This is a genomic window from Nonomuraea sp. B10E15 (genome assembly GCF_039871615.1).
GTDB lineage: Bacteria > Actinomycetota > Actinomycetes > Streptosporangiales > Streptosporangiaceae > Nonomuraea.
The window spans coordinates 1-12,990 of the sequence record NZ_JBDPMB010000023.1 but is presented as its reverse complement, the minus strand read 5'-3'; the positions used below and the strand labels follow the sequence as shown (position 1 = coordinate 12,990).

General features: G+C 65.5%; 15 protein-coding genes and 1 tRNA gene. 4 read left to right on the top strand and 12 right to left on the bottom strand.

The window, feature by feature from the left end; all coding sequences use genetic code 11:
* Entirely contained in the window at positions 1 to 927 is a 927-nt protein-coding gene (gene mshD / locus ABGB14_RS40440) for a mycothiol synthase (protein ID WP_347649157.1), read from the top strand.
* A 6-nt stretch (positions 928 to 933) separates the two neighbouring features.
* On the opposite strand, the gene ABGB14_RS40435 is transcribed toward mshD, so the two are convergent.
* From ABGB14_RS40435 to dcd, 3 genes are all read right to left on the bottom strand, one after another.
* A complete protein-coding gene (locus ABGB14_RS40435; RefSeq protein WP_347649156.1) occupies positions 934 to 1,938 on the bottom strand; it encodes an inorganic phosphate transporter in 1,005 nt (334 codons plus the stop codon).
* 5 nt (positions 1,939 to 1,943) lie between these two features.
* On the bottom strand, positions 1,944 to 2,561 hold the full coding sequence (locus ABGB14_RS40430; RefSeq protein ID WP_106243913.1) for a DUF47 family protein: 618 nt from the start codon (positions 2,559 to 2,561) through the stop codon (positions 1,944 to 1,946).
* Positions 2,562 to 2,812: 251 nt separating this feature from the next.
* A complete protein-coding gene (dcd, locus tag ABGB14_RS40425) occupies positions 2,813 to 3,388 on the bottom strand; it encodes a dCTP deaminase (RefSeq protein ID WP_347649155.1) in 576 nt (191 codons plus the stop codon).
* A gap of 99 nt (positions 3,389 to 3,487) precedes the next feature.
* On the opposite strand from dcd, the gene ABGB14_RS40420 reads away from it, so the two are divergent.
* Positions 3,488 to 3,558 (top strand) — tRNA-Gly (locus ABGB14_RS40420).
* A 104-nt stretch (positions 3,559 to 3,662) separates the two neighbouring features.
* Here ABGB14_RS40420 and ABGB14_RS40415 read toward each other — a convergent pair.
* The 9 genes from ABGB14_RS40415 to ABGB14_RS40375 form a co-directional block, all read right to left on the bottom strand.
* The gene (locus ABGB14_RS40415) at positions 3,663 to 4,991 is read right to left on the bottom strand and encodes a site-specific integrase (RefSeq protein ID WP_347649154.1); all 1,329 of its coding nucleotides are present in this window, start codon (positions 4,989 to 4,991) and stop codon (positions 3,663 to 3,665) included.
* A complete protein-coding gene (locus ABGB14_RS40410) occupies positions 4,991 to 5,197 on the bottom strand; it encodes a helix-turn-helix domain-containing protein (RefSeq protein ID WP_347649153.1) in 207 nt (68 codons plus the stop codon). The genes ABGB14_RS40415 and ABGB14_RS40410 overlap by 1 nt, the downstream gene beginning before the upstream one ends.
* A 12-nt stretch (positions 5,198 to 5,209) precedes the next feature.
* A complete protein-coding gene (locus ABGB14_RS40405) occupies positions 5,210 to 6,739 on the bottom strand; it encodes a replication initiator (RefSeq protein ID WP_347649290.1) in 1,530 nt (509 codons plus the stop codon).
* A 29-nt stretch (positions 6,740 to 6,768) separates the two neighbouring features.
* The gene (locus tag ABGB14_RS40400; protein WP_347649152.1) at positions 6,769 to 6,921 is read right to left on the bottom strand and encodes a hypothetical protein; all 153 of its coding nucleotides are present in this window, start codon (positions 6,919 to 6,921) and stop codon (positions 6,769 to 6,771) included.
* Complete coding sequence (locus ABGB14_RS40395; RefSeq protein WP_347649151.1) at positions 6,918 to 8,327, bottom strand: FtsK/SpoIIIE domain-containing protein; 1,410 nt, start codon at positions 8,325 to 8,327, stop codon at positions 6,918 to 6,920. The genes ABGB14_RS40400 and ABGB14_RS40395 overlap by 4 nt, the downstream gene beginning before the upstream one ends.
* An 88-nt stretch (positions 8,328 to 8,415) precedes the next feature.
* The gene (locus ABGB14_RS40390) at positions 8,416 to 8,718 is read right to left on the bottom strand and encodes a hypothetical protein (RefSeq protein ID WP_347649150.1); all 303 of its coding nucleotides are present in this window, start codon (positions 8,716 to 8,718) and stop codon (positions 8,416 to 8,418) included.
* Positions 8,715 to 8,990: a hypothetical protein gene (locus ABGB14_RS40385; protein WP_347649149.1), complete on the bottom strand. Its 276-nt coding sequence runs from the start codon at positions 8,988 to 8,990 to the stop codon at positions 8,715 to 8,717. Before ABGB14_RS40385 ends, ABGB14_RS40390 begins: the two co-directional genes overlap by 4 nt.
* Positions 8,990 to 9,403, bottom strand: a complete 414-nt coding sequence (locus tag ABGB14_RS40380) for a plasmid replication, integration and excision activator (protein ID WP_347649148.1) — start codon at positions 9,401 to 9,403, stop codon at positions 8,990 to 8,992. The genes ABGB14_RS40385 and ABGB14_RS40380 overlap by 1 nt, the downstream gene beginning before the upstream one ends.
* Positions 9,404 to 9,659: 256 nt before the next feature.
* Complete coding sequence (locus ABGB14_RS40375; RefSeq protein ID WP_347649147.1) at positions 9,660 to 10,391, bottom strand: GntR family transcriptional regulator; 732 nt, start codon at positions 10,389 to 10,391, stop codon at positions 9,660 to 9,662.
* Positions 10,392 to 11,156: 765 nt separating this feature from the next.
* Between ABGB14_RS40375 and ABGB14_RS40370 the strand changes: the two genes are divergently transcribed.
* Positions 11,157 to 12,056: a DUF5919 domain-containing protein gene (locus tag ABGB14_RS40370; protein WP_347649146.1), complete on the top strand. Its 900-nt coding sequence runs from the start codon at positions 11,157 to 11,159 to the stop codon at positions 12,054 to 12,056.
* Positions 12,053 to 12,883 (top strand): inositol monophosphatase, encoded by an 831-nt coding sequence (locus tag ABGB14_RS40365; RefSeq protein ID WP_347649145.1) that lies wholly within the window; start codon positions 12,053 to 12,055, stop codon positions 12,881 to 12,883. The genes ABGB14_RS40370 and ABGB14_RS40365 overlap by 4 nt, the downstream gene beginning before the upstream one ends.
* Positions 12,884 to 12,990 lie beyond the last annotated feature (107 nt).

Genomic DNA, 12,990 nt, shown 5'->3' with positions numbered 1-12,990 from the left:
GTGAGTGTGCACGTGGAAGTTCAGCAGGTGCTCGATGACCAGGAGATCGCTGACGTGCTCGGCCTGGTCCAGGCGGCGACGGAGACCGACGGCGTGCGGCCGCTCAACGAACACGTGATGCTCCACCTGCGTTACGGCGGCGACCCGCAGGCCCGCTCCCTCCTGCTCATGGAGGACGGCGCCCTGGCGGGCTACGCCCACGTCGACCCCACCGACGAGGTCGAGGGCCCCAGCGTGGAACTCGTCGTCCACCCCGCCCACCGCCGGCGCGGGAACGGCGCGCGGCTGCTGACGTCCGTGATGGAGCTGACGGGAGGCCGGCCGCGCCTGTGGGCCCACGGAGGGCATCCGGGGGCGGGGGCGCTGGCGGCCGCGTTCGGCTTCGAGCGGGTGCGCTCGCTCTGGCAGATGCGCCGCTCCCTGTTCGCCCCGCTGGACCCCCTCGCCCTGCCACCGGGCCTCACCCTGCGCACGTTCGTGCCCGGCCGGGACGAGGAGGCGTGGCTCAAGGTCAACGCCGCGGCCTTCGCCCACCACCCCGAGCAGGGCGCGTGGACGATGGACGATCTGCTGCGGCGCGAGCAGGAGCCCTGGTTCGACTCCGAGGGTTTCTTCCTGGCCTTCCACGGCGACCGGCTGGCCGGCTTCCACTGGACGAAGGTGCACGGCTCGTCCGAGCACGGCCACGAGCCCCTGGGCGAGGTGTACGTCGTCGGCGTCGACCCCGCGCAGCAGGGCACCGGCCTCGGCAAGGCCCTCACCCTGGCCGGCCTGCACCACCTCCGCGCGCGCGGCCTCGCCCAGGCGATGTTGTACGTGGACGAGGCCAACACGGCGGCGATCAGGTTGTACGAGTCCCTCGGCTTCAACCGGTGGGACGTGGACGTGATGTACGCGGCTCCCGAGGCCGGCGCGCCGGGTTCCTAGAGGCGCCTACTCCACGATCGCGTGAAGGACGAAGTAGGAGACGGACGCCACGAGGGCCGCCGCCGGAATGGTGAGGATCCACGCCGTCACGATGTTGCCCGCGACCCCCCACCGCACGGCGCTGAGCCGCTTGGTGGCACCCACTCCCATGATCGCTGACGTGATCGTGTGCGTGGTGGAGATGGGCGCCCCGAACCCGATGGCGGCCCCGTAGAGCACTGTCGCCGCCGCCGACTCCGCGGCGAAGCCCTGGGGCGGGTCGAGCGCGATGATGCGCCGGCCCAGCGTACGCATGATGCGCCAGCCGCCGGCGTACGTGCCCAGCGAGATCGCCCCCGCGGCGGCCAGGATGACCCACTGGGGGATCGGGTCGTCCTGCTCGGCGAAACCGCCGACCGTCAGGGCCAGGAAGATCACACCCATCGTCTTCTGCGCGTCCTGCAGCCCGTGCCCGAGCGCCATGGCGGCGGCCGAGACGGTCTGCGCGTAGCGGAAGCCGCGGTTGGTCTTGCCCGGCTGGCTGTTGCGGAAGATCCAATAAATTGCGATCATGATCGCGGCGGCGAGGCTGAAGCCGACCAGGGGCGAGAAGATCATCGGAATGACGACCTTCTCCAGGACGCCGTCCCAGTGCACCACGCTGGCCGAGGCCAGCGCCGAGCCCACCAGGCCGCCGATGAGCGCGTGACTGGAGGAAGAGGGCAGGCCGAAATACCAGGTGATCAGGTTCCAGACGATCGCGCCGATGAGCGCCGAGGCCACGATGACCAGACCGTGCGAACCGTCAGGCGCGTCGATGATGCCTTTGCCGACCGTCTGCGCGACCTGGGTGCCCAGGTGGGCGCCGATGAAGTTCATGGCCGCGGCCATGAACAGCGCGGCCCTGGGGGTGAGGGCCCGGGTCGAGACGGAGGTCGCGATGGCGTTCGCCGCGTCGTGGAACCCGTTGGTGTAGTCGAAGGCCAGTGCGATGACGACCACGCCGATGACGAGGCCGAGCGTGAGGTCCACCGGGCTTAGCTTTCCTTGACCGCGATCGACTCGACGGTGTTGGCCACGTGCTCGAAGGCGTCGGCGGCCTCTTCGAGAGCGTCGACGACCTCCTTCATCTTCATGACCGTGAGGGCGTCGTACTCGCCGCTGAACAACTTGGCCAGCAACCTCCGGTAGACCTGGTCACCCTGGTTCTCCAGGCGATTGACCTCGATCCAGTACTCGTTGAGGTTCTTCATCGAACGCAGCCGCGGCATGGCCTCCGCGGTCAGCTCCGCGGCCCGCTCCAGCACCTCGACCTGCCTGACGACGTCTTTGGGCAGGTGGTCGATCTGATACAGCACGATGAGGTCGGAGGCCGCCTCCATGGCGTCCATCACGTCATCGAGGTTGGAGGCGAGCCGGTAGATGTCCTCGCGGTCGAAGGGGGTGATGAAGCTCTCGTTGAGCCGGTTCATGATCGCGTGAGTGCGTTCATCGCCGGCGTGCTCGCAGGCACGCATCTTCTCGGCCAGGGCCTCCCTGTCCGATCCGTCGCTGATGATTTCTACCAGTAGCCGGGATGCGGTGACCAGATTGTTCGCCGAGTCGGCGAACAGGTCGTAGTAGCTGTCCTCACGTGGCGTGAGACGCAGGCGCACGTCGTTCTCCAGATGTGCGGGGATGGTCCGTGGAAGAGGGTACGGGTAGCCAGGCGAAATACGAACTTCATGTCCCCTTCGCCTAATGGCTACCCGGAGCAGGTTGTATGACACCGGAAACCCCGGTAGTTTGGGCGCTTTTTGCAGCTCCAGCTGACCTTAAACGGCCCGTCCGGATCGCCTCGATCCGGGGTGCCCCCATCACGTGTACCGACATGTTCCCCGACTGTTCATCTGATGTTCACCTTTAATTAGATCTTGGTCCGATGGAAGTTGCGGAACGATCGTGACGGCGTCGGCCCCCGCTGCCCCTGATAGCGCGACCCGTACTTGTCGGACCCGTACGGATGCTCGGCAGGAGAGCTGAGCCTGAACACGCACAACTGCCCGATCTTCATCCCCGGCCACAACTTGATCGGCAACGTCGCCACGTTCGACAGCTCCAACGTCACGTGCCCGCTGAACCCCGGATCGATGAACCCCGCCGTCGAATGCGTCAGCAACCCCAGCCGGCCGAGCGAGCTCTTGCCCTCCAGCCGCGACGCCAGATCATCGGGCAGCGTGATCATCTCGTACGTGGACGCCAGCACGAACTCCCCAGGATGCAAGATGAACGGCTCGTCCCCGGCCGGCTCCACCATCCGCGTAAGATCCGGCTGCTCCACGGACGGGTCGATGTGAGGGTAACGATGGTTCTCGAACACCCGGAAGAACCGGTCAAGCCGCACATCGATGCTGGACGGCTGGATCATGTCCTGGTCGAAAGGATCGAGGACGAGCCGGCCGGCGTCGATCTCGGCGAGGATGTCACGGTCGGATAGCAGCACGCAGAGCAACCTACCGTCCGAGGTGAAAGTCTGCGGGGCGGGGATTGCTGATCCGGGGCAAGTTTCCGCTACAGTGGGGGACGCGACTTCGGGTCGCACGCGGGTGTAGTTCAATGGCAGAACATCAGCTTCCCAAGCTGACAGCGCGGGTTCGATTCCCGTCACCCGCTCTCATCGCGAAGGCCCAGGTAGGGACATGGATCCCGACCCGGGCCTTGATTGTTTCCGGGCTGGTTCGATCTTCGCGGGCCATTAACGGGCCATTAGCTCATGATCACCCTGCTGGCACCAGGACGCCTGCCGTGCCCTCGTCGTCGTCATCGTCACGTGCTTCGAGTTGCCGATCGATGGCGTTGGTGATCGCCTCGTCGGCTCCTCTGACCGCGTGCTGGTAGATCATGGCCGCCCGGACGTTGTCGTGTCCCATGCGAGCCATGAGGTCTTTGAGGCCCGCGCCGGACTCGGCGGCCAGCATGTTGCCCGTGTGCCTCAGATCGTGGAAATGGAGCCCCGCCAGGCCCATCTCCGAGACGACGTCCACCCACCGCGTGCGGGTATTGAAGCCACTCCGGCGTATCGGGCCGCCCTTGGCCGCTGGGAACAGGAGGGCGCCCGGCTCGTCCTGGACGTAGGTGTCCATGTGCTCCTGAAGGACGGGGACGATGCTCTGCGGGATGCCGACCGTTCGGCGTCCGGCCTTGGACTTGGGAGGCCCCAGCACCAGTCCGCCCGCAGAGCGCTCGACGAAGGCGACCCGGACGCGGACCGTACGCGCCTGGAGATCGACGTCCATCCGGCGTAGCGCGCTGACCTCACCCCAACGCAGGCTCGCGAACGTGGCCAGAAGCACCATCGCGCGGAACCGCCGGTCCTGGGTGGAGTCGGCCTTCCCCTCCATGGCCATCTTCCACAGTGCACGCTCGGCTCCCGCACGCGCGTGGAAGATCTCCGGATGGGTCCGCATCGCGCCGTGCCGTTGGAATCGCAGCCGGTACGCCCCGTCCTTGATCTTGCGGACATTGCCGATCGGACGTAGCCCTACTCGGTCGGCCAGCTCGAACACCTGGGAGACGGTGAGCACGGGACGTTCTTGTGCGTGCTCGTCGCCGGCCCCGCGGATCCGGCACGGGTTGTGCGGGATAACGCGGTCGTCAGCAGCGGTCATCAGTACGGCTCGCAGCAGCCGATATGCCTTGGCCGCCATGCTCACCGATACTCCGTTGCCGAGCAGATCGGCCCGCCATTGCCGAACGGTCGAAGTGCTGATCTTGGCTATCTGGACGTTGCCGAGATGCGGCGTGATGTGCTTCTTGAGCAGCCAGCGGTAGAGGTCGACCGTCCGGGGGCGCAGACCAGGGCGTTGAGTGATCCAGGTCTCGGCGTAGTCCCGCAACTTGACTTTGCCGCGTTCTGGATCGTTCCATTCGCCCTTGATGATCTGTGCCTCGATGAGTGACAGCGCTCGTTCCGCGTCGGACTTGCGTTCGTAGGTGTCGGTGCCCGTACGCATCCGGCCGTCCGGTGCGGGATAGCGGATCTGGTACCGTCCCGACTCCCGCTTGCGGATGTTGCCGAAACGGCGGTGGTTCTCCTTGTTCGCCATCAGGCGGCCCTCCCGGTTGCGTCGAAGGTCGTCATGGGTGCGACGGTCCCGGCGACGACGAAGGCGATCAGTGCGGACTCACGGATGCGGACGTGCCGCCCGACCTTCACGAACTCGATCCGGCGTTCGGCGATCAGTCGGCGGACGAAGCGAACCGAGGTGCTGAGCAGGTCAGCGGCTTCGGGGACGGTGAACAGTTGGTCCAAGATCTCCTCCTCTCAGGCTGCCTGCGGAGTTGCCGAAAGTTCTTCGAGGCGTCTCAGGTGAGCGCGCCATCGCTGGCGTTCTGCGATGGATCGAAGGAGCCGGACGCCGATCGGAGCGACATCGGGATCGCCCGGCTTGACTGGTTGCCAGATGTAGCGGTGCGGGTCGGTGGGTTCGTCGGCCTGGCCGAGGGCTTCCAGGACCCACGTACGGCGGTCCTGCTTGTGTTCGGCGAGGGTCTTGTTGCTCCACTTGCGGGAGACGAGGACCCGGCGACCGGCGTAGCCGAGGTGTTCGGGCTTGTGGGCTTTGGACCGGCAGCGGCCGGGGACCAACCCGGACTTGGCGTTCTTGGGCTGTACGCCATAGCGCAGCCAGTTCGGGCAGGTCGGCGAGCAGGGCTCGTAACGCAGGGCATCGACGAAACGGGCCGCGTGCTCTCGCTGGGCCTGACCGTCTAAGGTCTCGCCCAGGCTCTTCGTGAGGTACTTGGACAGGTACCGGATGCACTGATCGGCGTCCGGCGACCCGGCGAGCACCCCCTTGACGTCCACCTGATCACCGAAGCGGATCACGTGCATGGGCTCGTCGCCGAGCTGGTCGAGAGCTTCGTCCCAGGTGGGCAGCACCTCGCCCGTGTCGGGGTCCACGTAGCCGTCGTTCCATATGGGCAGGTGGTCACCCTCGAAAAGGGCTTCATCCGCCTGGGGCCACCAGACCTGGTGATAGGTGGCCGCCGCGATCTGCTTCATCTCGGCGCGCGGCAGGGTGCCCCGGATGGCCATGTGCAGATGCGGGGCAAGTCGCTTCTGAGGCTCCACCGTGGCGAAGTACTGCACGTCGTAGCCAGCGACCCGGCGAAGGTTCTGCACGAACCGGTCCACGAGCTTGGAGAAGTGCAGCGCGTCACGAGCCGCCCGAACGTAGTCGTAGGTGTCCGGATCGACGGGAGCGCCGTTCATGATCCTGCCGTAGCCCGGCAGAGTGAGCGTGACGAACAGGGAAGGACGGTAGGTCCTGCCGTCCGGCGCCTCGAAAGTGCGCCCCAGGGTGGTGCTGGACATCTTCCGTTTGGGCAGGTCCGGTGCGTCCTGACGCCGCTTTGTCGAGCGGACCCGCTTGGAGCCGGTACGACCCAGCACGTTCCCGCGCATCCCGGCCTCGTTGATCTCTATGTCGAGCCCAGTGAGCACGGCGTCCAAGTCGGAGGGGTCGCCGCCGGCCTTTTCCTCCTCGTCGCGCTTGGCCTGCATGTCGGCCCGGAACTCGACGAGCCAGCGCTGCCCATTGGTCGTCTCGTCGGGCGTGGTGATCGGTTCCTCGTCGAGGTGCCAGCCTTCGCGGCACTGCGCCATCCGGATTTGTCGGTTGCGCTTGGCGCACGGAGGACACTTGCTCTCCAGTGGTGAGCCGCACGGGACATCGACGACCTCTGACTTCCCGTTCGTCATGTCGAGCCGCTTGAGAGCGATGGGCCGGATGCAGACGCCGTGAAGCTTGGCGATCTCCTCGGCCACGTCGCGGGCGAGCGGTTGAGCCATGCGGACGGCGCGCGGAGTCTTGCGGTCGTTCAACGAACCTCCTCTCCGATCTCAGGGAACGTGAGCGCGGTCTGTCCGCACTCGGAGCACTCGACCAGGCCCCGCACCGAGTCGAGCCAGAGGACATTCAGCACCCCGCACGAAGCGCAGCGGAGGCCGTCGAGGAAGTGAGCCAGCGTCATCGGACCTCACCGACCATCGCCCGGATGTCGTCGTCGCAGACGTACGCGGCGCGGACGCGAATGGGATCGGGACTGGTCTCCAGCCGCACATATCCGATGCCCGCGCCCCGTTCCGGATGAGGAGAGATGCGGTCAGCCAGCGCGCCGCGATCTCGTGCCCCGTCACCGAGCACCATGTCCACCTGCTCCGACTCGTCCAGCCGTAGAGCGATCTTGTCCGGGAAGAGGTTGCGGATGTTCATGACCTCCTTGCGAGGGTCTTGGAGCGCCGCCAGGACGCCGACGCCGACCGCGCGCCCTTGAGTGGTCAGCGTGGCCAGGGCAGCCGAGATGCGTTGCCTGAGCTGCCTGTCGGACTGGTAAGCGGTCAGGAACGCCACCTCATCGACCACGACCAGAACGAAGGGGTCGTCGAGGGTGGGTGTGTGCGATCGCTGCACCCCGGCGAAGCGGGCCGCCCGCTTGTGCATGACGCTCACGGCCTCGTCGAGCAGGTCAGCGCAGTCAGCGGGATCGGCCGCGTACCGACCGCCGAAGAGAGCCTTGCCGTACGACAGCTCCATCAGCTTCGGGTCGAGCGCCCAGACCTCGACCAGGCCCGCATGCATGGCAGGCATAAGGCCACGAATCGCTGACCAGATGATCGAGCCCTTGCCCGCCCCAGTGGCCCCGGCGACGAGGACATGAGTCCCATGCAGCCGGAGAAGCCACGGCGAGCCGTCTTCTTGCCTGCCGATCTCGACCGGCCCGACAGTCGGTGTATCCGGAATCGGAAGCGCTGCTATCGGCGTCGCCAACGGATCGTGACGTGGGAAGGTCAGCACGAGCTGGCCGGGCTTGGCCACCGAGACCCGGCACGTCTCCGACCCGAAGCCGTGGGACAGGTTCTCGAACCTGTCGGACCAGTCCTTGACCGCCTGGCCGTCGAGCATGCGGACGGTGAGCCTGTCGGCCCAGGAGTCGGAGGTGACCTTGACCAGCCGCGGAATGTACTCCCGTCCGCGTATGTGCCGAGCCAGTCCGGCGACGGCCATGACCGGTTGCCAGTGCCGCCTATAGATCCAGAACCAGCGGCCGAAGGCGAGCAGCCGCCAGCCGATCCACCGCGCGAACGTCGGCCTGTCGAGGATCGCCCAGGCGCCCATGGCCACGAGAGCCGGAACGACGAGCAGCAGCGCGACGCGCCAGCCGTACACGAGGCAAAGCCCAGCGGGAACGGCGATCGTGGCCAGTGCGACGGGATGCCGCCAGACGAGGCGGAAAAGGCCGGCTACGAACCGGGCGATGAAGATGACCAGAGTGATGATGGCCGGGGTCTGCACCACGGCCGGTTTGAAGACCACCGCCGTATCAGGGGTGGTGGAAACGATGCGGTGCGGCTCGTCGCCGGGCATCCTCTTGAACATTAGGGTGAAGTCCTTCCATGCATGTCGCGTGTGTGCGGAAGACCGAGGGGCCGCCGGAAGTTGCCGCTTCCTGCGGCCCCGCTGAGCATCAGGCCGCCTCGCTGTCAGTGGCCTTGTCTGACTCGCCGGAGGACAGCCGCTCACAGTCGGCCAAGTACCGAGCGGCGGCGTTGAAGATCTCGCGAGCAACGGTCAGGTCGTCGTCGGTCACCGGCCCCGAGGTCGAGACGGTCACCGAGGCGTCCGAGGTGTCGAGGTCGAAGCAGGGCTTGCCGTTCTCCCCGAGCCAGGCGCGCGCCCGCAGCTCTGCCGAACAGAAGGCGACACTGAACCGCGACGGCTGATCGGGACGCATAGAGACGGTGACGTAGGTATACGGGCTGAGCGTCATCGACCCGCCACCCCCAGCCCGTTCGGCAGGCCGTGGAACATGCGCTCCACCGCACTGGCGAACATGGCGGCCTCACGCGCCAGATTCCGAGCGAACCTGACGTCGTCGAGAGTGACGTGATCGTTGGCCGACGTGGTGACGAGCACTTGCGTGCCGCCGAAGACGAGCCCCAGGACCGGCGACCGCTGCGGATACGGATGGTTCCGCACATCAGCGCCCTGGCCGACCTTGAGAGCGATCGTGCTGGCCGGACGGGCCTTCTGCCGCCCCATCACGCCGCGTCCTTGGCAGCGGTCGTCGCCTTACCGGCCGGACGAGGGGCACGCATCTCGCGAACCTTGATCGAGTACGCCAGCCGCCCGGCCTGGTTGACGTACGGCGTTGCGGTCATGTGGTCGAACTCGACCGGCGTGAACGGCAGTCCGGCCATCGGAGCCGGAGGAACCGGCTGGGTCGGGCTGAGCAGCTTGACGGAGACGGTCTTCTGAGCCGCCTTGAGCGTGGGGTCGGCGTCCATGACGCTGACCTGCCAGACGAGTTCTCCGCTCTGCTTGTCGCGGCTCTGGACGAAGCGTCCATTGGTCGAGGCGTCGAAATCCTTGACGGGCTCGACGTCGCCCACGATGTAGCAGCCGTGCGGGAAGACCATGTCGAACGTGACGGGGATGGGACCTTGCAGTGCCATGAGGCTTACTCCTAGCTAGTCGTCTTGTCGCTAACTCGTCTTGTCGAGCTGTCATGAAGGTACCCGCAGGTCAGGGACTTGACAACACGAGTTAGCGAGATTTCTTCAAGATCTTTTGCAGGCGAGGAGAAATCGGGCCATAAGTCATGCGGCAAATAGGGCCAATTCATGACATGGCGAGAAAAAGCCAAAAGCGAAGAATGTCGAGATTAAGGCCAAATGCCTGGAATGGTTGCGCAGTGGAACGGCCCCTGGACTAGAGCGAGTAGGAGTCTTCCAACTCGTGAAGGTCGCCGGGCAGTACCAGGTCCACCACGAGCACGGGCCGCCCTCCGCCATTGAAGACGCTGGCCAGCACTCCGAGAACTGGCGAACTCTTGCGTATCTCCATGAGCTTGGCTTCGTCCGCGGAAGGGTGCCGGGCGCTCAGCCGTTCGACGACGTGTTGCAGCTTGAGGCCCTTGCTCTCTCGGAGATGTTCCCTGATGCCGGCAGGAAGAGGCTCCGCCTCACCGAGTTGCGTCCCCTCGGCCTGATGCATCGGACACCACACGGTGAACAGGTCTGTAGTTCGCTCGTCATCGCGGAAGAGAACACGGCGCCGTACGACCGTGGATCCCTCCGGCACGTTCAACAGCTTGGCGACTGCCGCAGTGGCTGCCACGGATCCGGCGTCGATGACCGTGCTGTTCTCGTCGGCTTCCACACGGTCCAGGACGGCACGTCCCGGACGGGGATTCTGATTGGACGCGCCCGGCGGGGCCGCCTTCACAAAGGATCCCTTGCCATGTTCCCGCTCGATGACGCCACGGAGCTGGAGGACTTGGAGGGCCCGGACGACCGTTGGACGGCTCACCTTGAAGTCTCGAACAAGCTGCGTCTCGGAGGGCAGCAGGGAGCCAGGCGGATAGGTCCCGTCCGCGATCTTCTGCCTGATCGTCTGCACGATCTGGGCGTACTTCGGTGGCGCGAACTCTTCAGACGACATGACGACCATCCAACAACTCGACTTGTCGTAAAGCCTAGTTCGAGTTGGACGGCCTGTCTCTCCCTCAGCTATAGGAAGCGTACGAGTTGGTGGAGGAACCATCTGACTGCGCACCAGACAGCCCCTCCACCAGCGCCAAGACGCGACGGCGGCACCCCTGTACTCGCCAACCGCCGCGCCCGTCTACCGAGCCTCACCATTGAGGAGGGCAATCCAGACGTCTTGCGTCTTCTTGGACCGCCAGCGATATGTCTCGTGAACCTGCTGTACTACTCCATCGAGACGCGTAGTTCGACGGATGTAGGCAAGGCCACCCTCGCGACACCGTTCGTAGACCGTGTCCTCGCACTCGCAGGTGTACTCGATCACGCGTGGTGGACCCTGCTCGCGGACTACCTCTCCCCAGACCAGGCGCATGTGGTTCGGCCGAGGCGGACCAGCGTGAGGCGCAAAGCAGCCGACGTAAATGTTCACAGCAGCGCACCCGCCCGTCCGGTCCCGCTGCACCGCCAGCAGTCATCGCGGTGTCGCTCATCGGGAGCGACGGCGCCTGAGTTGTTCTCGGCCACCACCACGGCGCGGCGGAGGCTGATGTATTTCCAGCCTCGCCCTGAGCAGGAGTTACACGGCGCAGTCATGCAACGAGGATTGCCCGAGGGCCTGTCACGTCTCGATCACTCCCGAGTACCGTCTGTAATCGACTCGTCTCTTTTCGTCTCCTCTTTGTCTCGTCCGAGCCCGTCTCTGTCGCTAACCTGGGCCTATATGGCACCCCAGCCCGAGGCGCGGATCATGACTGACCAGCCGATCCTGTTGAAGACTCTCCTGACGCAACGCCACTGGCAGACCTACAGCACGTTCTGTAAGGAGTACGACAAAGCCGCTAAGAAGGTAGACCCGTCGTTGCAGGGCGGTTGGCCGAGCCGAGCACAGCTCCACCGATGGCTGAACGGGGAGCTCAAGGGCTTGCCGTACTCGGGCCACTGCCGCGTTTTGGAAGCGATGTTCCCGGACAGGTCGGCAGGCGAGCTGTTCACCGCGACCTCTGTCGAGATCCCGGCACAGAGGACAGACCCGGAGCCAGCCAGAAGCGCCGGCCCCGACACCGCAGCCTGCCCCATGCCGCAGATGGCCGACGTGACCGCTGTCTTCGGTAGCCGTTCAGCCTTCTCCTCCGCCTACCCGGCCTCGTCGATGTTCGACGACGCGAAGGAGATCAACGCGGCAGGTCTATCACTCAACATCCTCTGCCAGAGCTACCCCGACCATCAGCTCAGGCGTCTCCTGGACTCCGGCACACGCATCCGCTGCCTCTTCCTCGACCCGAAGGGCCACGCGATTCGCGCCCGCGAGGCAGAAGAGGGCTACACCGACAGCACCTTGACCACCCTGACGGCGCTCAACATCACCATGCTGACCAGACTGCGTGACCGCCTTGATACTGCCTCAGCCCAGCGCCTGGAACTGCACGTCTACGACGAGACGATCCGCTTCAACCTGCTGATCGTTGATCGAGCGCTCTGCGTGGTCCAGCCGTACCTACCGCAGGCCCGCGGAGTCGACTCGCCGACGCTGGTGATCAAAGACAACACTGCCGCAGAGGGGCTGTTCCCCGTCTTCGACCAGGTGTTCAGGGATATGTGGGAGCGGAGCAAACCTGTATGACCATCGACGCCCGAACGCTTCTCCCCATCGCCGAACGCGCCGTATCGATCGCCGGTGAGATCATCAAAACCAAGGCTCCCGGCGTCGTCACCGCCAAGGGCGACCGCGACATGGCCACCGAGGTGGACTACGCCGTAGAACGCGCCGTAAGGGAATTTCTGTCGCGCGAAACGCCTGAGATCGGGTTTCTCGGCGAGGAAGAAGGCGTCAGCCGAACGAGTGACGGCCTGATGTGGGCACTGGACCCGTTGGACGGTACGGCCAACTTCCTCCACGGCCTCCCACTGTGCGGGGTCTCCTTGGGCCTGGTCGACAGAGACATGCCCACTCTCGGCATCATCGACCTGCCGTTCCTCCACCTCCGCTACACGGCCGCAGAAGACTCCGGTGCCCAAGCCAACGGATCTCGTATCCAGGTGAGCAACACCCGCGATCTGCAAACCGCCATTGTCGCCCTCGGTGACTACGCCGTGGGGGAGAAGGCGCAGGAGCGCAATAGGCCGAGACTCGCGCTCACTCAGGAATTGGCCGCGCGCGTCCAGCGCATCCGGATGTTCGGCTCGGCCGCGATCGACCTCGCGTGGGTGGCAGACGGCAAGATCGATGCCAACATCATGCTGAGCAACAATCCCTGGGACACCGCCGCAGGCGTCATCATTGCCCGCGAAGCCGGAGCCACGGTCATTGACCTCGACGGCAGCCCGCACAGCATGAGCGCCCAAGCGACCATCGCCGCCAGCCCCAAGCTGGTAGCCGACCTCGTAGAACTCATCACCGAGGCCCGCAACGCTGCGGATTTCAACCAGCTGTCTAGTCCCACGACATGATTGACAGTTCTGTCCCACCACATGCTTGACGGGCACCCTAGGAAACATGACCGGCCTTGCGGGGCCGGGCCGCTTTGATACTGCGGACTGGCTGGGTGGTGGTTCGG